The following is a 22,987-nucleotide window of genomic DNA, read 5'->3' as shown; positions in this document are numbered from 1 at the left end:
AGAGCGGAAAATACGCCTCGATCCGCGCCATCTGGCGCTCGCTCAACAGAAACAAATCACCCATCACGGTACCCTCCCGGACACCGTGAATCACATCTCAAACCAAATTAATAGGTCCTGAACCTAGACGAAGATGATCTCGTCGAGCGGGCCATCGCGCACTTTCGGGGGAAGTCGCGCAGCGAGCCTCAGGACGCAACTAGCGATTCAGCAAGCTGACGGGAGCGCCGTTCAGGCCAGGGATCCCGCAGCTTAGGATGCAGATCGTGGCAATCACGAGCGCGACTGCGAGCAACCAGAGGGCCGTCGGAGATGACATCAGCGGGGCCTCCGAAACCAGTTAGCCATCCCCGGAACTGTCCTCTCGCCCGCTGGTTCCGCGCCTGCGTTAGGTATGCACTCCCTAGTGCAGGAACCTTGTTGAGACGAGACGGTTTTCCGCAAGATCGGCCCTTGGCGGGTGCCGGTCACGCCGGTCGCCTTCTGCCCTGGAGGTAACCGGCGGGCGGACAACTTGCTCGCTACCCTCACGGGTAGCGAGCTCTTCCCTTCAATGCTTGGCAACAAGAGCGATCACCTCGGCCTCTAGGGCTTCGATCAGGACGAAATATGCCCGGATCTCGTCGCCCGTCAGAGCCCTGTGTGACCAGTGATCAACGCCGGCCCATGCCAGCTCATAGCCCTCACACAAATCGAGAAAGTTCTCGCCCCCTGCAACGGCCAAAGCGCGGCGGTGTTGCGGCATGCGAAGCGCGCTGCCGCCCGTGCTCGCACAGTGTCGCTCTATTGGGTTTGTCCGAGCTGACCATCAGGCGACGCTGACAGCCGGCACCTTTCGGTCAATTGGCCTTAGGGGAAGACTGAGCGCTCGATATTAGCTGATGAGTAGTTGGGCACTTAAGCCGTCCCGAGCACTCGTAGCCGATGGGTTCGTTGACGGCGGCAATCATCGCTGGACAAGCTGTCCGCGAGCGGCGTCGTATCGATGTTGCGTTGCGCCAGGAGGATGCTTGTGGCTACAATCGAGTGAATGCGGACAGGGCTATACATGCAGCCGAGTAGTGTCCTCCTGAATGCTACGCCTGAACGTCAAGCAGTTCGGGACCAATTAGCGCGAATCCTTGCAAGTCGCGATTTTGTGGTGCCCCAGCGGGTGCAAGGCTTCCTCCCTACGTGGTTGAGGAGACCCTGGCGGGCCGCGGCGATCGATTGAAGGCTATAGCCATTGCGACCGATGTCTTCGGCCGCGGCCTCGATTTTGATGCGATGAACGATCCGGTTGTGCGTATTGAAGCCGGACGCCTGCGCCGAGCGCTGGAACGCTATTATCTGCTGTCGGCCAGCGACGACCCGGTCATCATCGACATTCCGAAGGGCACCTACACCCCGACCTTTACGCGGCGCGAAGGCGCGATGGTCGCGAGAACCGGTTGTTAAAGACCCGCTTGGCCAAGAGCTACCCGCTGCGCACCCGGGCATTCCAGGGCGACGTCGTGGGCAAGCCGTGATCCGAACTCCGCAAGCACTTCCGTGTCGTTGGGGTTGAGAGCGAGGGCTGGCGGCGAGGTGCAGTCATGATGGAGGAGGCCATCGCGAGAGGTGCAGTTCAGTCTGGTTAGTATGTCGGGATGGTTGCGCTCGCTTACTACATGCAAGACGACAATAGTCGCTCTGTCGAGTGGATCAGGCGAGCCGACCTGAAGCAATTCTCAATCTACCACTTCGTCGCCGCCCTCATCTTTGCTCGCTCGGGCCTCGACGTTCATGGCGATGAGGCCGCGGTTTTTTCACGATTTCAGTCGCGAGCTGTCGGCCCGGAACTTTAACGCCCGTGACCGTGCGATCCTGATCAAAGGAGCGAGGGACGCGGGTTTCCTGTGGGGCTTCAAACTAATTGATTTGGACGCCCAACGAAGGCAGGCCATCCATATGAAGCGCCCTGTCAGGCAGATGCCTGACAGGGATGAAGAAGCGAAACCAGTTAGATTACGGGCCTCGCATATGGGCTGGCGTTCGCGTCAAACTGCGTCCACCCCTCGCGCTCGTAATCAGCGCGACGCGTTGCCATGTCGATCGGCGTCGCTCGATCCATGATCGCCTCAGCTTCGGCGGCCCGGCCTTCAGCGGCTCGGACCGAAACCACCGAGCCGCCCCGTCGGACACTTTCGGCGTAGACGTGAGCGTCGCGCTCGTCGACGCCAGCGCTCGTCATGGCACCGATAATTCCCCCAGCAGCCGCTCCGGCCGCCGCCCCGGCGGCCGTTGCTGCAAGCCATCCTGCCGCCACGACTGGTCCGATGCCCGGAATGGCAATCATGCCCAAGCCCGCAAGAAGTCCGGCGGCTCCGCCTACACCTGCGCCGATGCCTGCGCCTTCGCCGGCGTTGCTGTCGTCAACGTCCTCGCCGCGCCGGCCGATCACGCTGATTTCTGAATTCGAGAAGCCGGCACGTTCGAGATCCTCCACGACTGCGGTCGCGTCTGCATAATCATCGTAAGAACGGGTGATCGTGCGGGTCATTGCAAATCTCCTCCAGGCGCTATGGTCAGTGGCGGGTGATGTTGCCGCGATAGTCGACGCTGACGGTAACCGGCTGGCCGCCATGTGTGGCCTTGCCCTTCCAGACGCCGTTGTCGTCCTTCTTGAGCTCGCTGATAGCGCTATAGCCATTGGCCTCCAGGCGGCTCTTGGCCTGGCCCTCGGTGAAGCTGTTGGCGCCCGGGAGAGGCGCATTGGCATCGGCCGGAGCTGGCGTCGGGGCGGGCGAGGTCGTGGATGTCTGGGCGTAAGCCCCCAGAGAAAGCATCGATGCGATGATCGAGGTAATGACAAGTTTTCTCATAGCGTTCCTCCCAAGCGGGCCAAGCCTGAAGGCCCATGCTCGGGGAAACGGTGCATCCAAAAATTGGTTCCCCCTCGCCACTGGGCTTTGAGCTGCCTGAACCGCGCAATCTCAGCGCGTAAAGTGGCCACCGCTGCTTTGCCGCGCACGCCTTTGATGCCGCGCTCCTCGCGGTTGATCGCGCCGGCGACGCCGTCGAGCATGACGCTCAGCTTCCCTGAGGGTGGAGCGAGCAGCCTCGGAACACTTCGTTGGAGGGCGGGTTACCTGGAAGACAAGGAGGTGGAGCCATCAGCAAGGACCCACCGATCCCGCCGGCCAACCGCAGCGATAAGGGCCCAGGCGAGCCGGACCATCAGGGCAAGGATCCGCACAAGTGGCCTGCTGTCGCACCCAACTCGCAAGCCGCGTGCGGTCGTAAAAGTCGGTGTGGAGTTGAGCCGCTTTAGCAACGCAAGTCAGGGCCTCGCGCAAGGCGCCTCGCCGGTTACGAAGGGCAATGTCGGCTCACGATCGATTGGAGCTGACGATGACCCGCCTCGTCGACGAGTTCCTGGATGACGGCCGGATCGCCCCCGCCGCGTAACAGCATAGATGGCCGCTCTCGCCATATCTGGTGTCTTGACCTCGAAACCCGTCGAGAACGTTGGGATGTAGCCGTCGAACCGAAACGTCCGAAAGCGGGAAGCAGACGCTATCAAACAAGCGCGATCAAAATCTGGTGGTTTTACTACCTAATGCCGCTTTTTCGCCCGTTCTATCGAGGCTCTAAGATGGAAGGCGCTTCCTATGTTTGAAGGCTTCACCCTTGAAACAGTGGAGGCGACCGACGGAGGGATCCGCCTCCGCGTGGGCGGAAGCGGCCCGCCCCTTTTGCTCCTTCACGGTCATCCTCGTACCCACACAACTTGGCATGAAGTCGCCGGAATGCTCCGGACCGGATATACGGTCGTCTGTCCGGATCTGCCGGGATTCGGAGGATCGTTCAAACCAATTGACCGGCCCGATCACGCGAACTCGTCAAAGCGAGCGAAGGCTCAGGCTCTGGTCGAGATGATGCGCAGGCTGGGACATGACACGTTCGGCGTCGCCGGCCATGACAGAGGCTCCTACGTCGCATTCCGGATGACCATGGATCACCCGGAACGAGTCCAAAGGCTAGCGGTGCTCGACGGCGTTCCGATCCTGGAGGCGCTCGACCATTGTCGCGCGGATTTTGCCCGGCGCTGGTGGCACTGGTTTTTTTATGCTCAACCGGCGAAGCCAGAGCGCGCTATCGGAGCCGATCCGTTGGCTTGGTACGGAGGTTCACGTGAAGCGATGGGCGAGGAGAACTTCGCTGATTTCATCCGCGCCATCTCGGACCCGGTCACGATCCACACGATGATCGAGGATTACCGCGCGGGCCTGAGCGTCGATGCGCAGCATGATCGCGAGGACCGTGCGCAGGGTCGTCGGATTCGGTGTCCGATGCTGGCTCTCTGGTCGGAGCGGGACGATCTGCCGGACCTCTACGGCGACGTCGTGGCAGTCTGGAAAAGGTGGGCTGACGATGTTCGGGGCGCCTCGATCTCGAGCGGACATCATATGGCGGAGGAAGCTCCCGCAGAGCTGGCTCAGGCCCTCGATGACTTCTTCCGGGGCAGCAGGAATAAATGTCTACCGTCCTGAGAAACGCGCTACGCGCCCCGCACGAAGCTCGGCAGTTCTCTCAACCGGTCTACATGCTTCAATCGCCAAGACGCGAGCCAGGATTAGGAAGCGGCCACGCCATTCAAATGGCTGGAACCTCGACGCTTCGGCTCGGTTGAGTATCTCGCAGCGCGAGATTCCAATGGCAAAGAACGCGAAATCGAAACCCGGCGACGGACCTCATGGCGCGCCGCAACTGCCCTCCGTCCTGGTGACGAGCTATAATCTTGAAGCTCGCGATGAGGACGGTTTTGTTGGCGACAAGGCGAGGCGAGCGGCGATCTTCGAGCATCTGGAGGACGTGCGCGAGGCGTTGCGCGAGAACGGCGACGATCCGCTCGAACTACCCAGCGAAGACCTCAAGAAGAAGGATTTGGACGCTCTGCTCGCCGAAGGCAGCCCTCAGGAGGCTGCGGTAGTCCACACGGCCGTCGAGCGATACGCGGAATCCCTGGCGACGGTCGTTCGCCGATTTTGCCGCTGCAAGGCTTGGTCGCAGATAGAACGGGTCATTGTGGGAGGCGGGTTTCGGCAAAGCCGCGTCGGGGAACTAGCGATAGCAAGAGCCGGCATCATCCTGCGCACGCAAAGCCAGGCAATCGAATTACAACCAATAAGGCATCATCCCGATGAAGCGGGTCTCATCGGAAACGCACACATCGCCCCGAAGTGGATGTTCGAGGCGTTCGATAGTCTGGTTGCCGTCGACATCGGCGGCTCCAACATCCGGGCAGGCATCGTGGAACTGCGCCAGGCCAAGGCGTCGGATCTGAGCAAGGCGAAAGTGTTCGAGTTCGAACTCTGGCGCCATGCCGACGAAACCACGGATCGTGATCGTGCGGTGGAGCGGATGGGTGAGATGATCCGCAGCCAGATCAAGGCCGCCGAGCGTGCTGGATTAAGGGTGGCGCCGTTCATCGGCATCGGGTGCCCGGGTATCATTCAACCGGATGGCACCATCGATCGCGGCGCCCAGAATCTCCCGGGAAACTGGGAAAGCAGTCGCTTCAATCTGATCGACAGTGTGAGGGAGACCGTCCCGATGATCGGGAAGCATGAGACCATGGTGACGATGCACAACGATGCCGTGATCCAGGGCCTCAGCGAAATGCCCTTCATGCAGGACGTCCAGCATTGGGGCGTTCTCACAATCGGGACCGGGCTCGGGAACGCCAGCTTCGAAAACAGGGTGCAGGGGAAAAAATCAGCTTGAACGGAAGGCTTCACCCTTCTCGCTCATCAACTTCAGAACGGTTCGAACTTAATCCGCAGGGAGACGTTTGAGGCAGACCAGGGAGGTCTGCCATGAACGCGAAACGGGAACGCAGTCGGTCGGTCTGGATGCATGTCGAGGTGGCTCCGGAAGCTGCGCCCCTCGAGGAAGATCATTCCACAGACGTTGCCGTGGTGGGTGCCGGAATCGCTGGCTTGTCCATCGCCTACGAGCTGGTCTTGCGCGGCCTTTCCGTGGTGGTGCTCGACCGTGGTGAGATCGCCGGCGGAATGACCGCGCGGACGACCGCCCATCTTGCGCCCATCTGTGATGACTCGCTCAGCGAGTGTTGTCGATGCGGGGGCAGGATCTGGCGAAGGCGTTCCAGATGAGTCAAAGCGCGGCCGTCGACCGAATTGAGGCCATTCAAGCGGAGCTGGAAATCGACTGCGAATTCCGCCGTCTCGATGGAATCCTGTTCCTGGATCCCGAGAGCGAAGAGAGCGTGCTGGATGACGAGGTCTCGGCGGCAAAGGACATCGGCGTCACGGTCAAGCGCGGAAAGGGTCTGCCGCTGCGAACGCTGGAGGATCGCTCGTACCTACGCTACCCCGCTCAAGCGACCTTCCATCCGCTGAAGTATCTGCGGGGCGTGGCTACGGCACTGACGGACAAAGGCGCGCGTCTGCACGCCAACACCGCCGTCGTGGAGGTGAAGGAGGAGAACGACAGGGTCGAGCTGAAATTGGTGTCCGGCCACACGGTTACCGCCGGCCACGCCGTTATCGCGACGAATTCCCCGATCCACGATCTCGTTGCCCTGCACACAAAGCAGGCGCCGTATCGCACCTACGCGATGGGGTTTGAAATCGAGACCGGGACGTTCGATGACGCGCTCTACTGGGACACGGAGGAGCCCTATCACTATGTCCGGTTGACATCCGGTGACGACGGCAAGGACATCCTCATCGTCGGGGGCGAGGACCATAAGACGGGCGAGGCCGACGATGCTCATGCTCGGTTCGCTGCCCTCACCTCCTGGATCAAGACGCTTGTCCCGGAGCTCGGCCCAGAACGCTATCGCTGGTCGGGTCAAGTCATGGATACGCTCGATTATTGCGGCTTCATCGGGCTCAAGTCGGGCAGCGAACGCGTTCTCGTCTCCACCGGGGATTCGGGGCAAGGCATCACCCACGGCATTGTGGCCAGCTTGCTGATCCCCGATCTCATCCTTGGACAGGAGAACGAATACATCGCGGTCTACGATCCTGACCGGAAGCCGCTGAAGGCTGCGACGACCTATGTCAGCGAGAACATCACGGCTGTGAAGAACTTCGCCGAATATCTCGCTCCCGGAGAACTTGCCTCGATCGATGAACTGGAAGCTGGCCAGGGCGCAATCGTCAGGCGCGGGCTCAGCAAGGTCGCGGCCTTCCGGACCGAGGACGGCGACGTCATCGAGAAGTCAGCCGCCTGCACTCACCTCGGCTGTCATCTCCACTGGAACTCGTTCGAGATGTGTTGGGACTGCCCATGCCACGGATCTCATTTCGCGCCGGACGGGACTGTTCTCAACGCTCCGGCAATCGGTCCACTCACTGATGTCGAAGCGACCGATTCCGGAGAAGGCCGATGATCCACCACGTCTCGGTCGGAACGAAAGACGTCGAGCGAAGCAGGCGCTTCTACGACGCGGTGATGGAAGTCCTCGGACTGCGTCTCCTCAAAGCATCCGACGAATCCGCCGACTATGGAGTGTCGACAATCATATTCAGTATCGAAACCCCCGTGGACAGCAAACCGGCTTCCGCTGGTAACGGCGTCCACATCGCCTTCGACGCCGGAGGGCGGGAAATGGTCGACGCGTTCCATCGGGTCGCCTTGCAGCACGGCGGAACGGATGCGGGAGCTCCGGGGTTGCGGCCCGAATACGACCCTCACTACTACGGCGCCTTCGTTCTCGACCCAGACGGCAACAAGATCGAGGCCGTCACGCATCACGGGAAATGAAAAAAGGAAGGTGCAGATGCTTGAGACCTTCGCAAGAGCCGCATTATCCGGCACGGCGGTGAGTGTGGCTTCAACGATCGCACTGGCGCTCGCAGCAAAGGCTGAGGGCCGACATCCCGTCCGTCCGACCAATGCGACCGGACACTGGTTTCGGGGCGATGAGGCGGCGGCCTCCCGAAACGTCGATGCCAAGCATACCTTGCTCGGTTTCGCGACGCACGAAGGTACCTCGATCTTCTGGGCAGCGATTTTCCAAGGCTTCCAGAAACTCGGCCCTCGGCGCCCGGCTGCCGTGGATGCCATCAGCGTGTCCGCCCTGGCTGCCTTCGTCGATTACGTCGTCGTTCCCAAACGCCTGACGCCGGGATGGGAGAAGGTTGTCTCCCCGCGCTCGATCGCCTTGACATACGGCGTGATGGCGCTCGCCCTCTGGGCAACATCGGCGCGGAAGGCCAACCGATGAGCCGGGGAACAGTGGTCCTCGGTGCCTTGGCGGGGTTCGTCGCCACCCTGCCAATGACGGCCACGATGTCACGGCTTCACCAGACCCTCCCCTCGTCGGAGCGATACCCTCTTCCACCCCGTGAGTTGGCCGAGGACCTGCCATCTCTGGCGGTCGGCACGGCAACAGCCACGCTGGTCTTCCACTTTCTGTATGGAGCCGCCGCCGGAGCTCTCTTCGGAGGGTTCAGCCGACGCAGGGACCTCCCGGCAGGCGCCGCATACGGAATCGCGGTTTGGGTCGCCAGCTACCTCGGTTGGATTCCCGCGTCGCGGCGTCTCAAGGCCGCAACGCGTCACCCTGCCCGTCGCAACGGCCTGATGCTGATCGCGCATCTCGTGTGGGGGGCTGCGTTGACCGCTAGCTTGCGGGAACTGGAACGCTCGCGAACCGCGAGCTTTTCTCGATCCACCAGCACCGAAAAGCGACTGAAGGACCGTCCGGAGCAATAACCGGTCCGATCTTCAGAAGCGGTGCCAGCGGGTCGATCCAGAGCCACGGCGTCACCACCGACCCAGCAAGAGCGTAGGCAAGGGAAACACCTATCCCGGCGAGCATCGCGAGGCGCGCGGACTTCCTGAATGCGATTCCCATGCCGATCAACAGATCCGCGACGCCGCCGCCGACGATGACGAGCTTTGCCAATGGCTCGGCGACGCCACCCTGCCCCATCAAGCTCATGCCGGTGGGCAGGCCCGGACCAAGCGAGGCGAATCCGGAGCCGATCCAGAATATCGCGAGACTGCCGATGACGACGGGCTTCAGCAGATAGAGTGCGGCAAACCAATGGTCCTGGACCGATGCGGGTCGGCTTTCGAGGGTCTGGCCGATGCGTCTGGGTTTGATGCCGGTAATACTCTTCCACTCGGCATCGTCCCCAATCGCACCTCTTGCCACTTCCTGCCTTGCATTGCTGCGGACCGGCGGTCGCCAGCCCAGTCTTCCTGCAAGATCGCCGCTAAGATACGCAAGCGCTGCCAGCCACCTCGGTATGGCGAACTCGACCGCGCGCGGCAGGCCAAGCCAACTACGGTACAGCCGGACGAGTTCGACGAACTCGAAGCGCTCGGGCCCCGCGAGTTCCACCGCGAGCCGTGTCGCTGCGCCCGGCCGGAGGAAGAACTCAACCGTCGCGACGACGTCCTCGAGTGCGACCGGTCTGAGCGCACCCGTATCCGGCATGACGGGCAAATACGGCAAGCTCGACAGGCCGCGAATGAGCGCGCTGGCACCATAAGCAGACGGGCCAAGCACGACGGATGGACGCAGAATGATCCAGTCCAGCTCACTGGCCGAAAGCACATCGTCACCTGCCCGCTTCGTCGCCGAGAACCGCGTCGGCGTCGCTCGATCGACGCCCATCGCGGAGAAATGGACGAAACGTTTGACCCCCGCTGCGCTGCATCCAGCGACAAGGTCGGCCAGCCCCGTTCGATGGGTCTGCTCGAGATCGTCAGACGGCCCATCTTGAAGAGCGCCTGCGCAGTTCACGACTGCCGTCACGTCCTTGAGCAGGATCTTCCATTCACCCCTGTCGGTACGTCCCAGTTCGGCAGCGGTCCACTCAATCGCCGGGTGGCGTCGGGGGGCGCACCCCACATGACGGGCAACGCCCACGACGCGGCTGCCGCGGGTGGCTAGCGCGGTCGCAATACTGCTCCCGATCAGCCCCGTAGCTCCGATGATGGCGATACGATCCACGGCAGTCTCCGTGCTTGGGCCAATGCAGCCCAACCCGGAGCTCGCTCGTGAAGTTCCGGGAAGTCCATCGACGCGGAACATGGATTCACGGGCGGCGTTCTCCAACCGGATCCATGAATACTGGGGCGGCGTCAGATGCGGCACTTCCTGCGCGACAACAGCCTAACGTTGGCGCTCTCGGCGATGTTCCTTGCTTCACTGGCAGGCATGGCCCTGACCGGTCACGCAGCCCGGAACCAAGAACTCAGAGACCATGGTCAAACTGCAATCGGCTTGAGCGCCTACCTTTCCGGAGGCGTCTTCCTTTCGGCCCTGTTCGAGAACTGGGAGAGCGAATTTCTTCAGATGGCGGTCTACGTCGTCCTGACGGCAATGCTCTTCCAGCGCGGCTCGGCAGAGTCGCGCGATCCGGACGATCCCCACCGCGAGGGAGACGAAGTTCCTTGGCGCGACCGTCATCCGGTCCTGGCCTGGGTCTACGAACGTTCGCTCGGCATCACCTTGGGCATTCTGTTCGTTGCGTCGTTCCTGCTGCACTGGTGGTTCAGTCTGGTCGCTGCCAATCAGGAGGCGGCGCTTCATGGCCGGGCGGCTCAGTCGGCATACGGATACCTGGGTGATTCCCAGCTCTGGTTCGAGTCCTTCCAGAATTGGCAGTCCGAATTCCTCTCGACGGGACTTCTGGTCATCCTGTCGATTTTCCTGCGACAACGTGGCTCTCCCGAATCCAAACCGGTGGCGACCGGCAACGACGAGACCGGCGCCTGAAGACGCGAAGGGCCGACAGGGAGCGAACTTCACGCGGTGAAAGGCGAGCGATGCCCGAAGTGCTTGATTCCCTGGTCGTCGGAGGCGGACCTGCGGGGCTGACTGCGGCGATCTACCTGGCGCGCTTCCATCTTTCCGTGGCCGTGGCCGACGATGGCAACAGCCGCGCGCGACAGATCCCCTGCACCCACAATCACGCCGGTTTTCCGGACGGCATTGCCGGAGCGGAGCTTTTGAAGCGCATGCGTGAACAGGCGCTCAAATACGGGGCCCGCCTGCTCGAGGGGCATGTCGACGAGTTGGTGACAGGTCCCCTCGGGTTCGTGTCTCGCGGTCGTGAGTTGATAGGCCCTGCGAAAACTGTGCTTCTCGCAACCGGAGTGACCAACAGGCGACCTGATATTGCCGAGGACCTTCATGCCGAGGCACTGCACACGGGCAGGCTGCGCTATTGCCCGGTGTGCGATGGCTTTGAAGTGACCGACCAGAACGTAGCCGTTATCGGCCGCGGTGATCGCGCGGTTACCGAAGCCATCTTCCTGAGGTCCTTCACCGATCGGGTCACGCTGATCCTCGATCAAGACGGTGAACTGACCGAGCAGGAGGCCGACCGGATCAACAAGGTCGGCATCAGGTTGGCTCGAGGACGGCCGAGCGAGTTCGCCCTCGGTCCAAACCGGATCCACTTCGCTGTCGGTCACCGACGGATGGCATTCGATGCCGTCTACCCGTCCCTCGGCTCCGAGATCCATTCGGAACTGGCCGCATCGCTCGGTGCCACCTTGACCGACGAGGGATGCATCCGGGTCGATGCCCATCAGCGGACGAATGTCCCGGGATTGTACGCTGCGGGCGATGTCGTGGTGGGGTTGGACCAAATCAGCCATGCGATGGGTGAGGCCGGCGTCGCCGCCACCACAATCCGTAACGACCTGGCCGCCGTCAAACCGATCCTGCGCTAGTCGAATCGGTCCCGGTAGCCCATCGGCGAAACGGCCTCTTGGACGGAGGGGCTGCGCCTCCTCAAGAAGGCCAACGTGCCGACCGCAACGGCACCCGCAATCGCCCCGGCAGCGGCCGGCGCCATCGTTCGCTTCGGGCGCGTCAGGAGCTTCGCCGTTCTTGAGATCTCCGGAGACGCTTGCAGACGCTGGTACAGCGTGGGCGCTGTTGTGCGCGAGAGAAGATAGCCGGTGATGATCAGGCCAATCGCGCAGAGCAGCAGACCGCCCGCCACAGTCAGGCTGGCCGCTATCGAACCCCACAGAACATAAGCCAGGCATGGAGCGCATCAAGCGCGTAGCCCGCGGCGAAGAGTACGAACAGGCCGCTGACAACCCAGAGGCCGTAGACGATTGCCCGACGCTTGAGAGCTGCCGTCGCCGATGACACGAGTTGGGCGACAAGGCCGCCCATAGCCAATCTCGCGCCCAGAAACCGATGACCACCCCGGCGGCCGCAGCCCAGGCAAGCGCGCGTAGGGGTTGAGCCCTCACCTCATCGATCAGCAGGCTTTGCAACTCGCTGAGCCCGGATCCTGTTGGGCTTTCAGTTTCAGGCTCCCTTACAGAATGCGTACACCGCTCTGACGACGGCCGAGAAGCGGCTTGAACTGGGTGTTCTCGCGTTGATCGTCGGCATCGTCGGGTTGCTGGTTATGCCGAGCTCATTTCATCGGATAGCTCACCACGGTGAGGCGAGGTCGAAGGAGCAAAACCAACCCAAGTCAGACATTCGATCGTGTGCCGGGTCCTGGCGGAAGTTGGCCCCTAGCGGACACTGGTAACGTCCGGTTTCCGGCATTTAATCTGGAGTGACCATGCTACGGCCAAAGCTAGCCCTTAGCAGATTTCGGGAGCGTCTGGTTTCGTATAGCTCAAATTGGTTGTGTGCCCCGCAGCCCGATTTGGCCCATAACCGGGTGGAGGTTCAACGGGGACGATCCGGCCATGTCGCTTCGCATGATCGGCGATGTGCTGCGCCTGCGCGACATTGCCACGCACTGCCCGCTTTGCGGCCGGTCAACGCAGCGATACGTCCATACCGAGGAGCACATTGTCCCGCTCTGGCTGCAGCAGAAGCACGACCTGCTGAACCAGCGTCTGACCATCCCCAACTTCATCGACAAGCGCTATCGCAGCGTGAAGATCGGTATTTGCGCCCGCTGCAACAATCAGCGCTTCGGAGCGATCGAGAGCCGGCTCGCGCCGGCTTTCACGCATCCCGACCCCTATGCCGCGCTGGCCCGGGTGGATGACGCTGTACTGGCGTTCTGGCTCGGCAAAATCCATTGGCTGCTGGCGCGCAAGAGCCATTCAGCACATGATCATCGCCAGCGCGACGATCCGTCACCGGGGCGGATCCTGCCGACCGAGGTGCTGGAGGGCCAGCGCCTTTGCGGGATGACCCTGCGCTGCTTCGCGACGGGCAAGGGCATGGTCGCCTGCCACCGGGACGATCCGCCCGTTCCGCAGTTCTTCTATGAAGCGCCCTACACGCTCTACCGCTTCAGGATCGACGAGCGGGATCAGCGCATCGGCGCCTTCGACCTGATCGACAACGCGATGCTTGCCGGCATTGCCTTGCGCAGCGGCAGCGTCGGCCTGATTTGCCTGTTCGACGGCGGCATCCACGGCCGCTTCCTGACACAGCGCTACGCCTATCTCGACGGAAACGCTCTTCACCCGCGGCAGTTTTCCGAGCTTGTCGGCCAGATCTTTTACGACCAGACGGTCTGCGATCCGAGCGCGGCCTGGGTCGACTATTTCTGGAACACGCCACTGCGTGCGGTCGTCGCCCGGCTCGGCAGTCCGCGCCACTGGGACCCCTATCTCGCCAAGCACGACGATCCGCAGCGCCGGGCTCATATGCTGGGCTTCTATACTCAGCAGGATCCCGCCAGCGTCATGACGGACGACGGGCGCTTCTTCACCTCGCTGCGGCGGCTCGACGGCAGTTTTCTGCCCTTTGCAGTGACCGAGGCGGAGCTCGAGGCGGCACGCCTGGATCCAACGATGGAATTGCGCCCTCCAATCAACCCGACGATCCGGCGTCGCCTGTTCGAGAGTTGAACCCTCCGGCGCCGCGGATACGCCCATCCAGCGGGGGCGCCGCGAGGCCGATTCCGTAGATCACACCGGTCGCGTAGCCATTGGTCAAACAGGGCCTTGCGGGGCAAGGCGCCAGTCGCGAGGAACTATGCGGTGCCCATGTTAAGTCTGGCAAGCAAACCTAATAGCTTCCGACGATCGCCACGACCTTCCTGCAATGTGCTCGTAGCTCTGTCGGCTGCGGGGTTGTCCCGCCGCCATGCATATTCGATCGCGTGTACTCATTCAGGGCAAAAAGGTCGCTCACGTGAGTCGCCATGGGGTCACTAGACCCAGCCTTTTGAATTTCGACAGCCATGTCAGAAATAAAGCACTGATCTGGGAACCGGCCGGGAAAGCGAAGCCGCAGATAATCCTCCAGGAAGGGCCGGATGGATTGATGGACGGCGTTAAGCGTTAGTCCAGGCAACACCTTCTGGTGCGAGGCATACTCGCGTATCGCCTGCGATTGCTGGAGATAGAGCGACTTGAGCTCGTCGGCGCTGCTCCAGGTAGAGAGAATCCCCTCTCCGGCATCGTTGCTCAGTAACTGGAATGTCCGCAGCGGAAGCTGATAGCTGTTCTTTTCAATCAGTTGCAGGAAACGCGGGTCATGGGAAAGGACCAGCGTCTGACATGTCCTTTCGCAGACCGACCGGATGTGGCTGGTGGTTTGGAACTGCCGATCCATGTCCTGGCTATTGAATGGGTCGTCGAAAATGACCACCGCGTCCTTCAGATCGGGATCCGCTTCGATCTGCGCGATGAAGAAGGCCAATGCGAGCGTCGTCTTATCGCCGCTGCTGAGAACTGTCTTGAAGCTCGGCTCAGTCGCTGACTTGTCCCCTGCCTTGACCTTGTGCGCGCCGAGTTCCAAAGCAAATTCGGTGCTTGGCTCACGACCGACGAAACTTGTTTTCGCATCGACGATCCGAAAGCTGGCTCCAAAATCGCTCAGTAGATCGTTTACCGCAGCCTGGCGGGTATCCATCGTCGTCTGGGTGTATGATTTCAATGCTGCCTGAGCGGTAGATTTCTCTCCTTGGATGGCTTCAAGTCGGGCTTCAGCGACCGAGTAGGCAGCTACCGCTGACTGAACGGGCTCGCGCGCCTTCTCCTCCATTGCCAACCATTTCAGGTGCGCGTTCTCGACACGGCGGACATCGGCCTCATCCGTTTCGGCGCGAGCAGCCTCGATGACAGAAAGGCTATCGCTGACCTGCTGATTGTATGCGGCGAGCAACCGGAGAGCCCGCTCGATACTTTCGCTGTCATCGCCAAACCCGCACGCTTCCAAAGGATTGCCGCGCTTGATGTTGACAACCGCCTTCAACCGAGAGAGCGCCGCACCGATGAGTTCCTGCTGCATTGCGCTGAGGCCGGGTAGTGACGGCAGATCGCAAACCCTGGCCCAATATGCGTACTCGGCATCATTGATCCGAATCCGCTCTTCGAGCACCGGGGGCGCAAGCTGATCGAGTGTGTTCGATATCTCGTCGATCCGCTCCTTCAGCTCCTTGAAGGTCTCGCTGAAAAACGCTCGATACGCAGAGACTAACTGCAAACCAACCGTCCCTTGCGCGCAATATGGGCACTGCGCTGCTTGCGAATGGCGCGTCCCATACTCCAGCCAGGCGTGAGCCTTTTCACCCAGATGATGTGTTGCCAGGTGCCGAGCCACGAGGTCGGCTGCGTTCTCGTTCACGCCATCCAGCGTTTGTGAGAGCGTTTCGGCGACATCACCCAAGTCGCCGAGCGGAAGCGGGTCGGGGTTACGCTTCTGCTTGATAACGGCCGCTTGCTTGGCCAACTCGACGCGCTGGGCAGCTCCTCGAATCTTCTCCCCTAAATCAGCAGGCACCTCGGCCTTGCAAAACGCAGGCACCTCGGCATCCGAGATCCCCTTACAAGCGGCCAGGATGATGCGAGCTGCAACACGCCTGTTGTCATCAACATCCCGCTGCTCTCTGTCCAAAGCATTGACTTGGCTCGCCAGAGCCACGCCCTGATCGCCGAGGACGACGGGCAGCAAGCTTCTCTTGTTATCTCGGGTGACGCTGTCACCGACGTGAAGATTCTTCGCGATGAACTCCTGGTCAAAGATGTGGATTTTACCCGGACAGCCGTTCCACTTTCCCGCGCTGTACGCGAACGTCCCAGTTGCCCACTGCGACTCTACCCGCGAGTCAGCTAGAGCTCCGAGCCGCCGACGCGCCGTGATGTGTTCGGGCTTCCCGTCGGCTGCTGACCTAAGGATTGAGCACAGCGTGCTTTTACCATGGCCGTTCCGTGCGAACACTAAAGACAGCTTAGCCAACGGCTCCGCCCTCTGTGTAAGCTTCGAGAAGCGGCCAATTTGTTCGACGGCCTTAATCCTGAGAAGCATCAGCCCTATTCCACCTTTGGGATGAAGCTACGGTCGAGATTACTTAATCTCAAGTCGCGGCAAGGATCACCCAAGGGAATCCACAGGCGAACGAGGGCCAACTTCAGCGATTGACGAACTCCTCCGAGTCAACCCGCTGCGAAGAAGGTGCGATCGGAGCAGCACTTAAGGGAAAGGGGGCACGAACTGTCACTCCGAGCCGGAGCTCTGAATGTCCGCTTCCGGACAATGTCTCTATGTCCGATTCTGGCGCAGCCTAGACGCCACTCACGAAAACCATGGGCAGTTCCGGCGTGAGCTGATCCTCGGCGCTCAGGCAGCTTTTCGAAAGCGTTTTTCCAGCTCTCGGCCACTGTCCGGATGACCGGCGTCATCCAACACCGAAACGGGACGGCGCTCGGGCCGCTCCGGCGGAAAACTGTTGCGCCCGAATCGGCGCTATAGCTTGGCGACCGCCTGGAATGCAGGCGCCAACTTCCTGACCGCGATCTCGATCTCCATGGGAATATAAGCGGCAAAGCCCATCAGGAAACCGGCTGCAGCATCGCTTCTGGCATGAAGCGCTGACAATCCCAGGAGCTCGACGCCGGAACGCCGCGCCGCATCGATCGCGATGCGTTCGGATAGCCCATCCCTCAGCAAGCAGGGGCATCTGCAGCCCACCGACGGGAATGCGCGGCTCGATAAAGTCCGACAGGTGCCTTTCGACAAGGCCGACAAGCGTATCGAGTCGCTTCGCATAGATGCTGCGCATGGTGCGTACATGGGCGCCGAAATGTCCGCCTTCGATGAACCGGGCCAGAGTGAGTTGGGCCATCGGGGCGGAATGCCCGTCGAGGAGGGTACGCGCGACCGTCATCGGCTCCACGAGCTGCGGCGGCAGCACGGCATAGCCGATCCGCAAGCCCGGAAAGAGAGATTTGGTGAAGGTGCCGATATAGATCGTCCGGTCATGCTGATCGAGTCCCTGCACGCAGGCCATCGGCTTCCCGGCATAGTGGAATTCGCTGTCGTAATCGTCTTCGATGATCCAGGCCTGATGCCGCGCGGCCCACTCGATCAGGGCCAGGCGCCGATCGAGCGCCAGCGTCGCGCCGGTCGGGAACTAATGGGAGGGCGTCAGCGAAACGGCTTTCGCCTTGCGTGGTTCGGCCAGGATCTGTTCGACGACGATCCCCTGCGGATCCACCCGGATCGGGACGCACTCCAGCCCGGCTGCGTCGAACCCCTTGCGTGCGCCATAATAGGCTGGGTCTTCCATGAAGATCCGGTCGCCGGGATCGAGTAACATACTCGCGCATAGCATCATGGCTTGCTGTGAACTGGTAAGGATCAGCACCCGGTCGGCGGTGGCGCGCGCGCCGCGTTCGAGGTTCACATAATCGGCGATGGCGCGGCGCAGCGCTTCGGATCCTTGTGGGTCGCCATGTGCCAGGGCCTGGGTGCCGACTTCCCTGCGCACCTGCCGTTCCAGCCTCTCCCAGATCTGAAGCGGAAAGGTGCGGGTTTCCGGAACCCCGGGGGCGAAGGGCCGCGGCGACAGCATCTCGCGCACCCCGCCGCTGCTGAACATGGCGTTGCCGCGCTCGCTGAGGTTGGGAGCTTGGCGGCGCAGCAAGGCTTGCCGTCGAACGGACCGATGGCCGGTCGTGAATTCCGGCATCTGCGCCACGAAGCTGCCGCTGCCGACGCGGCGCTCGATGAAGCCTTCGGCATGAAGCCGACCATAGGAGGCTTCGACGGTATCCCGCGACACGCCGAGCGACGTGGCGAGGGCACGGGAGGACGGCAAGGGCTTTCCCGCGCCAAGCGCACCATCGACGATCAATTGCCGGATGGCGCGCTGGATCCGCGCATGAAGGGGCATGGTCACGTGAGCGGGATGGGCGATCCACGCCTTCACGGTTTCCAGCTGGGAATGCCTGAACAAATGGTCTGAACCTTGCGAGCCGATTGGATGGGCATACCGGGCCATTCACTGGCTATGTGTCAATCCGGTTTGCTGTCCCGCGCCGAGCTCCAGGAGGTCCTTTCAGGATCATGCCGTCCCGCACCGCATCTTCTCCCATTCGCTTGAAAGACCTGCCGTATCCCGTCGTCGCCGGCCTGATCTCCGTGATCGTCAACTATGGCGGCACCTTCATCCTGGTCTTCCAGGCTGCGAGGATCGCGGGGCTGAGCCCCGAGTTGACGGCCTCCTGGGTCTGGTCGGTCTCGATCGGCGTGGGGCTGACGGGAATCGCCTTGAGCTGGCATTACCGCGAGCCGATCATCACCGCCTGGTCGACTCCGGCAGCGGCGTTTCTCGTCGCCGCGCTCGGCAGTACGCCCTATGCCGAGGCCATCGGCGCCTACATGGTCTCGGCCGTGGCCTTCGTCGCGCTGGGGCTGTCGGGTTGCTTCGAGAAGGTGATCCGATTGATCCCGCCGGGCATCGCCTCCGGTCTGCTGGCCGGTATCCTGCTGCAGTTCGGCATCGGCGCATTCGGCGGTGCGAGCATCGACCCGCTGCTCGTCGGCTTGCTGGTCGTCGCCTATGTCGTGCTGAAGCGGTTTTCGGCGCGCTATGCCGTGGTCGGAATCCTCATCATCGGACTGGGCTTCCTGCTCGTGCAGGGCCGGGTCGATCTGTCTGGGCTGAAGCCGGCCTTCGCAACGCCCGTCTTCACGATGCCGGCCTTCTCGCTGAATGCGCTCCTGTCCGTCGCACTGCCGCTCTTCCTGATCACGTTGAGCGGCCAATACATGCTGGGGATGCTCGTGCTGCGAAATGACGGCTTCAAGACCAGCGCCAATCCGATCGTCACCGTGACGGGCCTCGGCTCGCTCATCATGGCCCCGTTCGGATCCCATGCCTTCAACATCGCAGCGATCACCGCGGCGATCGCCACGGGCAAGGAAGCTCACATTGATCCGTCGAAGCGTTGGATCGCGGGTATCGCGGCCGGCTGCTTCTATGTGCTCGTGGGGATATTCGGCGTCACGCTGGCAGCCGTCTTCATGGCCTTTCCGGCGACCTTCATCACCACGCTGGCCGGCCTGGCGCTGCTCGGCACGATCGGCGGAAGCCTTGCGGGAGCGATGGCCGATCCGACGTCGCGCGAAGCCGCACTCATCACTTTCCTGGCCTCGGCGGCGAACATCAAGCTGCTCGGGATCGGCGGAGCATTCTGGGGGCTGGTCATCGGGCTCGTCGCCCATGTCGTTCTGAATGGTCGCCTGCCGCGCAGCGGCCTGGCCAGGAGCAGGGCGGCCGCGAAATGAGGGCAGAGCCGCGCGCTTCCCGTGCCGTGCCGGAGCCCGTGATGTCCCTATTTCGAGCGGGACACGCAAGGTCTCAGCCATCGAGAGCCTTGCGGCGCAACTTCGGGAGAGTGCGCACCGATCGGATTGCTCTCCCCTGTGTAGGCGGATAGAGCCGCCGGTCGAGGTCCGGAATTGGCGCATCTCGCCCGGAAGGAGGAAGGTGCTTTGGCGCTCTGCGATAGCGCGGACGAGTTATAGTGGCTGCGGAGGCGGCATCCCAATGGAGGATGCGTCATACGCGCCGAAGCTTGGCAGAACCCATCAAAGTCCAGCTTGGAATACCGGCCGCATCATAGGTCCGAAGCCGCCCCTGAAGCCGCGCCACATCTGGGCGATCAGGACACGGTTGCAGCACGGCGTCCTGGACGGCGAGCACCTTTACCGACAGGCTGAGCCGCCTCGTGACAAGACGCCTGGGTAAAGGCTGATCGGCCGGCTGGCGAGATAATTTCCCGCGGAGCCATCAGAGCAGAGTGATTTTCCCGTTTGCCAATTCGTAATGGGCGCCCACCACCTTGACCTTCCCGCTCCTCACGAAATCCGCGAGGATCGGCTTGGCCGTTTCGAGGCGCCGCACGCCCCGGCGGATATTCTCTGCAATCGCCGCAGCGAGAACATCGTCCGGCTTGTCGGCTTTGGCAGCTTTGACGGCGGGCCTGATTTCGCGGACCATTTCCTGGAGATGACCCGGCAGGGCCGCCCCGTCCCGCACGACCTTGATCGCGGCATCGATGGCGCCGCAGCGTGAATGGCCGAGGACAATGACGAGCGGCGTGTTGAGGAACTTCACCGCATATTCGAGGCTCGCCAGCCCGTCATTGTTGACGAAATTGCCAGCGAGGCGAACCACGAACAGGTCGCCGGGTCCCTGATCGAAGGCTAGCTCCGGTGCAACGCGTGAATCAGCGCAACTGAGGATCGCAGCAATCGGGTGCTGGACCGTGACCCGCGCGGCCCGGCCGGCCGAGTAATCCAGATTGGCCGACGTATTGGCCGCATAGCGCGCATTGCCATCCATCAGCCGTTTCAATGCCTCGTCCGGCGTGATCGCATTCTGTGGTGCAGCCTGGGCGGAGGCCCGCGGGGAAAGCGCAGCAGTAGCGCCGAAGGCTGCCATGCCGGCAAAAAGGCCGCGGCGGGACATTCCGGATGTGGGCCGAGCACACAGGTCGCACATAGCCTAAGCCTCCCCAGGTCAGCCTGCGCTGCAAGCGATCCGAGCTGCCAAAGCGACGTTTCATCAACCTTGTCGCCGCACTCACCCTCACAGCAGGCACCGCATTACTGCTACAGGCGATGGAGGCTGCGAAGTCCAAACTTTGCAGGGATTCCCATGAGCGATGTTCTTGAGCCCGAGCCGGTTGCGACAGTCCTCCACTCCTCCGTTCAGGGCTTTGCCGAGCGGAAAACCTGGACCTATGCTGCAGCCTTGATGCGGTCGCCAGATTTTGCCGATGTGCTCGAATCCTACTGCGGCGCCATGGTCCAGCCGCCAGGAGTGGCTTGGCCGACAAATAAGGTGTTCGCACAGAAGCTGCGTTACCTCGTCGCTTTCGTATTGATCGGCAACGATGCGCGTTCGCGCAGCGGCCGCGGGGAGCCGCCAACGCTCGCGGCCCTGCAGCGCGCCGCGCCGGCGAGTGCCAGGCAGATCGCTGGCTTCATCAGCGCGTTGCGCCATGGCGGCTATGTAATCGCCACCCGGGGTAGCGGCGATCGACGGGCGCTGCATCTGCGCCCGTCGATGTTGCTGCTCCAGGAGATCGCCCGTTCGCCGCTTGCCTTTCTCGAGGCGTCGGAACGACTGGCGCCTCCGTCGCGCCCGCTCGCCGATCGCTTGCGTGCCGAGGCCGACCCTCTCTCCGATTGGCTTGGTCGCTCGCACGACCGGTTTCATGCCGAAGATATCCTCTTCGTCCCCTTCCCGAGCATCGTCCGATTCACGGAGCATGATTGCGGCTATCCGGTGCTGTCAGCGGCCTTCGCAGCTCATTATGCGGCTTTGCTCGGCAGGGCACCATCAATCCGGCTGTCCTATGGCGCGCTGGCTGAGCGCTTTCGTGTCTCGCGCCAGCATATCGGAAATATCTTCGTCGAGGCTGAGCGGCACGGCTGTTTCACGGTTAGCCATGGTGGTCGGGACATCTCCATCTCGCCCGCTTTCGTGCGGGAATTCGAGACCTGGGCGGCAGGCCAGATGGCGCATTATCGCCTGCTCGCCGAGGAGTAGGTCTTGTGTTTCCAAGACCTGAAGAAGGCGCGGCTCGGAAAGCCGGCTCGCCTCACTTAACGTCCGCTTATTGGCGGTTGTCGGCTGTCCGGAGTTGGCGCAAACGGCCGGGCGCCCCCATCCGCGCCTGTTTTGACGCGGCGCGGCGCCTCGCGGACATTGAGGCCTGGCTGGAGGCGGACGACGCAATTTTCGCGATGACATGCTGCATGGGTTAGCTTCTTATTGTCGAATCTTGGACGCCAATAGACCGTTGCGTTGAATGGAATTACTGCTTCCTGTTTCAGATCCAGAACATGATCTTCGCGCGCCGCAGGCGGTAGATGATCTCGACATCATCGATATTCTCGCGCGAATGGAGGCAATCAATTCGTCGAGCGCGGGCCTCACCGACCTGGCAAGCTCGGTAGGCCTGAGCCCTTTTCAGCTTAACCGCCGGCTCAAACGTGCGGTTGGTGATACGCTAGGCAACTATCAGCGCCGTCTGCGCCTGGGTCTGGCAGCCGCGCTTCTCACGCGCAGCGACCACAGCATTCTCGATATCGCTCTCCAAACAGGATACGGGAGCCAGGCAGCCTTCAATCATGCGTTCGCCCGGCAGTATGGCCTGCCGCCGCGCAAGGCGCGCTTGATCGCCAGGTCGAAGGCCCCTCAACCCGTGCTCCGCCATCGGGCATTCGCGGATACGACGAAGCCGCATCGGCACCACGCGCTTCCCGTTCTCGCCATGCGGTTTCAAGGGGGCTACGCCCACGTTCCTGGTTATTGGCGAGCCTTCGCCACGATGTTGCGGCGAGCAGGGGTGGATCTGGCCGGCAGGCAAGCGGTGGGCATTTTCTATGACGATCCAGGGGTAACCCCCGAACACCTCATCCGATATGATTGCTGCATTCTCGATCATGAGCGCTTGTCGGAACGCCTCGCTGGGCCCTTTCGGGGCGACGCAGTCCGCAGCGGCGAATATGCCAGCCTTGATGTAGCAGGTCCCTATTCCGCCGTGGCTGACGCAGTGTTTGCGATTTGTGCCGTCTGGATGCCCCTGCATCGTCGTCGTCTGACCGCAAGCCCTGCCTACGAGTTTCATCGGCAAGCGCCGTGGAACGACGATGGCATCATCGATGCTTCGATCTTCATCGGTTTTGAGTGAGTCCGCGCAATAGCGATCAAAACGGTCGCGCGGAACGCTGGTAGCAGGATCCCCGCGCAAGGGGGAAATGCGAGCCGTTCGCTCTGGTGCCCTCTTCGAG

General features: G+C 62.0%; 18 protein-coding genes and 2 pseudogenes. 12 read left to right on the top strand and 8 right to left on the bottom strand.

All coding sequences use genetic code 11. The features are described from left to right. Positions 1 to 550 precede the first annotated feature (550 nt). Positions 551 to 745, bottom strand: a complete 195-nt coding sequence (locus tag RKE40_RS18310; protein WP_316019661.1) for a hypothetical protein — start codon at positions 743 to 745, stop codon at positions 551 to 553. A 428-nt stretch (positions 746 to 1,173) separates the two neighbouring features. Between RKE40_RS18310 and RKE40_RS29780 the strand changes: the two genes are divergently transcribed. Continuing rightward, positions 1,174 to 1,437 carry a hypothetical protein gene (locus RKE40_RS29780; RefSeq protein ID WP_390893426.1) on the top strand — a complete coding sequence of 88 codons (264 nt, stop codon included), beginning with the start codon at positions 1,174 to 1,176 and terminating at the stop codon, positions 1,435 to 1,437. Between the two features lie 544 nt (positions 1,438 to 1,981). On the opposite strand, the gene RKE40_RS18300 is transcribed toward RKE40_RS29780, so the two are convergent. The 3 genes from RKE40_RS18300 to RKE40_RS18290 are packed head-to-tail and all read right to left on the bottom strand — an operon-like array spanning position 1,982 to position 3,046. After that, positions 1,982 to 2,521 carry a general stress protein gene (locus RKE40_RS18300; protein ID WP_066475886.1) on the bottom strand — a complete coding sequence of 180 codons (540 nt, stop codon included), beginning with the start codon at positions 2,519 to 2,521 and terminating at the stop codon, positions 1,982 to 1,984. 25 nt (positions 2,522 to 2,546) lie between these two features. Beyond that, on the bottom strand, positions 2,547 to 2,843 hold the full coding sequence (locus tag RKE40_RS18295) for a PepSY domain-containing protein (RefSeq protein WP_316019660.1): 297 nt from the start codon (positions 2,841 to 2,843) through the stop codon (positions 2,547 to 2,549). Beyond that, the gene (locus tag RKE40_RS18290; RefSeq protein WP_316019659.1) at positions 2,840 to 3,046 is read right to left on the bottom strand and encodes a hypothetical protein; all 207 of its coding nucleotides are present in this window, start codon (positions 3,044 to 3,046) and stop codon (positions 2,840 to 2,842) included. The genes RKE40_RS18295 and RKE40_RS18290 overlap by 4 nt, the downstream gene beginning before the upstream one ends. A gap of 586 nt (positions 3,047 to 3,632) precedes the next feature. On the opposite strand from RKE40_RS18290, the gene RKE40_RS18285 reads away from it, so the two are divergent. The 5 genes and pseudogenes from RKE40_RS18285 to RKE40_RS18265 all read left to right on the top strand — a co-directional run bounded on the left by RKE40_RS18285 (position 3,633) and on the right by RKE40_RS18265 (position 8,221). Continuing rightward, a complete protein-coding gene (locus RKE40_RS18285; protein WP_316019658.1) occupies positions 3,633 to 4,514 on the top strand; it encodes an alpha/beta fold hydrolase in 882 nt (293 codons plus the stop codon). A gap of 163 nt (positions 4,515 to 4,677) precedes the next feature. Continuing rightward, positions 4,678 to 5,748, top strand: a complete 1,071-nt coding sequence (locus tag RKE40_RS18280) for an ROK family protein (RefSeq protein WP_316019657.1) — start codon at positions 4,678 to 4,680, stop codon at positions 5,746 to 5,748. Positions 5,749 to 5,840: 92 nt separating this feature from the next. Beyond that, positions 5,841 to 7,384: pseudogene (locus RKE40_RS18275) on the top strand (FAD-dependent oxidoreductase). After that, on the top strand, positions 7,381 to 7,758 hold the full coding sequence (locus RKE40_RS18270; RefSeq protein ID WP_066475876.1) for a VOC family protein: 378 nt from the start codon (positions 7,381 to 7,383) through the stop codon (positions 7,756 to 7,758). Before RKE40_RS18275 ends, RKE40_RS18270 begins: the two are co-directional and overlap by 4 nt. Positions 7,759 to 7,774: 16 nt before the next feature. Then, positions 7,775 to 8,221 (top strand): hypothetical protein, encoded by a 447-nt coding sequence (locus RKE40_RS18265; protein ID WP_316019656.1) that lies wholly within the window; start codon positions 7,775 to 7,777, stop codon positions 8,219 to 8,221. A gap of 399 nt (positions 8,222 to 8,620) precedes the next feature. On the opposite strand, the gene RKE40_RS18260 is transcribed toward RKE40_RS18265, so the two are convergent. Then, a complete protein-coding gene (locus RKE40_RS18260) occupies positions 8,621 to 9,961 on the bottom strand; it encodes an SDR family oxidoreductase (RefSeq protein WP_316019655.1) in 1,341 nt (446 codons plus the stop codon). Between the two features lie 135 nt (positions 9,962 to 10,096). Here RKE40_RS18260 and RKE40_RS18255 point away from each other — a divergent pair, with 135 nt between their 5' ends. From RKE40_RS18255 to RKE40_RS18245, 3 genes are all read left to right on the top strand, one after another. Then, on the top strand, positions 10,097 to 10,729 hold the full coding sequence (locus RKE40_RS18255) for a DUF6766 family protein (RefSeq protein ID WP_066475867.1): 633 nt from the start codon (positions 10,097 to 10,099) through the stop codon (positions 10,727 to 10,729). A 50-nt stretch (positions 10,730 to 10,779) separates the two neighbouring features. Continuing rightward, positions 10,780 to 11,691, top strand: coding sequence for an NAD(P)/FAD-dependent oxidoreductase (locus RKE40_RS18250; protein ID WP_316019654.1), 912 nt, complete (start codon positions 10,780 to 10,782; stop codon positions 11,689 to 11,691). 927 nt (positions 11,692 to 12,618) lie between these two features. Continuing rightward, positions 12,619 to 13,800 (top strand): hypothetical protein, encoded by a 1,182-nt coding sequence (locus RKE40_RS18245; RefSeq protein WP_316019653.1) that lies wholly within the window; start codon positions 12,619 to 12,621, stop codon positions 13,798 to 13,800. Positions 13,801 to 13,960: 160 nt separating this feature from the next. Here RKE40_RS18245 and RKE40_RS18240 read toward each other — a convergent pair whose 3' ends face one another. Together RKE40_RS18240 and pdxR are read right to left on the bottom strand one after the other, a co-directional pair. Further along, complete coding sequence (locus RKE40_RS18240; RefSeq protein ID WP_316019652.1) at positions 13,961 to 16,204, bottom strand: AAA family ATPase; 2,244 nt, start codon at positions 16,202 to 16,204, stop codon at positions 13,961 to 13,963. A 370-nt stretch (positions 16,205 to 16,574) separates the two neighbouring features. Continuing rightward, positions 16,575 to 18,071 (bottom strand): annotated as a pseudogene (gene pdxR / locus RKE40_RS18235) (MocR-like pyridoxine biosynthesis transcription factor PdxR). Positions 18,072 to 18,244: 173 nt separating this feature from the next. Here pdxR and RKE40_RS18230 point away from each other — a divergent pair. After that, a complete protein-coding gene (locus tag RKE40_RS18230; protein WP_316019651.1) occupies positions 18,245 to 19,468 on the top strand; it encodes a benzoate/H(+) symporter BenE family transporter in 1,224 nt (407 codons plus the stop codon). A 505-nt stretch (positions 19,469 to 19,973) separates the two neighbouring features. Here RKE40_RS18230 and RKE40_RS18225 read toward each other — a convergent pair. Continuing rightward, positions 19,974 to 20,687: a carbonic anhydrase gene (locus tag RKE40_RS18225; RefSeq protein WP_316019650.1), complete on the bottom strand. Its 714-nt coding sequence runs from the start codon at positions 20,685 to 20,687 to the stop codon at positions 19,974 to 19,976. 156 nt (positions 20,688 to 20,843) lie between these two features. On the opposite strand from RKE40_RS18225, the gene RKE40_RS18220 reads away from it, so the two are divergent. Beyond that, on the top strand, positions 20,844 to 21,740 hold the full coding sequence (locus RKE40_RS18220; protein WP_316019649.1) for a MarR family transcriptional regulator: 897 nt from the start codon (positions 20,844 to 20,846) through the stop codon (positions 21,738 to 21,740). 262 nt (positions 21,741 to 22,002) lie between these two features. Beyond that, the gene (locus tag RKE40_RS18215) at positions 22,003 to 22,887 is read left to right on the top strand and encodes an AraC family transcriptional regulator (protein ID WP_316019648.1); all 885 of its coding nucleotides are present in this window, start codon (positions 22,003 to 22,005) and stop codon (positions 22,885 to 22,887) included. The last annotated feature ends 100 nt before the right edge of the window (positions 22,888 to 22,987 follow it).

This window comes from Allobosea rubneri, from assembly GCF_032464875.1.
GTDB classification, from domain to species: Bacteria; Pseudomonadota; Alphaproteobacteria; order Rhizobiales; family Beijerinckiaceae; genus Allobosea; species Allobosea rubneri.
The sequence above is the reverse complement of the archived record's forward strand: the minus strand, read 5'-3'. Positions and strand labels throughout refer to the sequence as shown.

Coding starts and splice junctions, on each gene's coding strand:
- RKE40_RS18230 (WP_316019651.1), top strand. CDS start 18,245: ATGCCGTCCCGCACCGCATCTTCTCCCATTCGCTTGAAAGACCTGCCG.
- RKE40_RS18220 (WP_316019649.1), top strand. CDS start 20,844: ATGAGCGATGTTCTTGAGCCCGAGCCGGTTGCGACAGTCCTCCACTCC.
- RKE40_RS18290 (WP_316019659.1), bottom strand. CDS start 3,046: ATGCTCGACGGCGTCGCCGGCGCGATCAACCGCGAGGAGCGCGGCATC.
- RKE40_RS18285 (WP_316019658.1), top strand. CDS start 3,633: ATGTTTGAAGGCTTCACCCTTGAAACAGTGGAGGCGACCGACGGAGGG.
- RKE40_RS18295 (WP_316019660.1), bottom strand. CDS start 2,843: ATGAGAAAACTTGTCATTACCTCGATCATCGCATCGATGCTTTCTCTG.
- RKE40_RS18270 (WP_066475876.1), top strand. CDS start 7,381: ATGATCCACCACGTCTCGGTCGGAACGAAAGACGTCGAGCGAAGCAGG.
- RKE40_RS18240 (WP_316019652.1), bottom strand. CDS start 16,204: ATGCTTCTCAGGATTAAGGCCGTCGAACAAATTGGCCGCTTCTCGAAG.
- RKE40_RS18215 (WP_316019648.1), top strand. CDS start 22,003: ATGGAATTACTGCTTCCTGTTTCAGATCCAGAACATGATCTTCGCGCG.
- RKE40_RS18310 (WP_316019661.1), bottom strand. CDS start 745: ATGCCGCAACACCGCCGCGCTTTGGCCGTTGCAGGGGGCGAGAACTTT.
- RKE40_RS18250 (WP_316019654.1), top strand. CDS start 10,780: ATGCCCGAAGTGCTTGATTCCCTGGTCGTCGGAGGCGGACCTGCGGGG.
- RKE40_RS18265 (WP_316019656.1), top strand. CDS start 7,775: ATGCTTGAGACCTTCGCAAGAGCCGCATTATCCGGCACGGCGGTGAGT.
- RKE40_RS18300 (WP_066475886.1), bottom strand. CDS start 2,521: ATGACCCGCACGATCACCCGTTCTTACGATGATTATGCAGACGCGACC.
- RKE40_RS18225 (WP_316019650.1), bottom strand. CDS start 20,687: ATGTGCGACCTGTGTGCTCGGCCCACATCCGGAATGTCCCGCCGCGGC.
- RKE40_RS18280 (WP_316019657.1), top strand. CDS start 4,678: ATGGCAAAGAACGCGAAATCGAAACCCGGCGACGGACCTCATGGCGCG.
- RKE40_RS18255 (WP_066475867.1), top strand. CDS start 10,097: ATGCGGCACTTCCTGCGCGACAACAGCCTAACGTTGGCGCTCTCGGCG.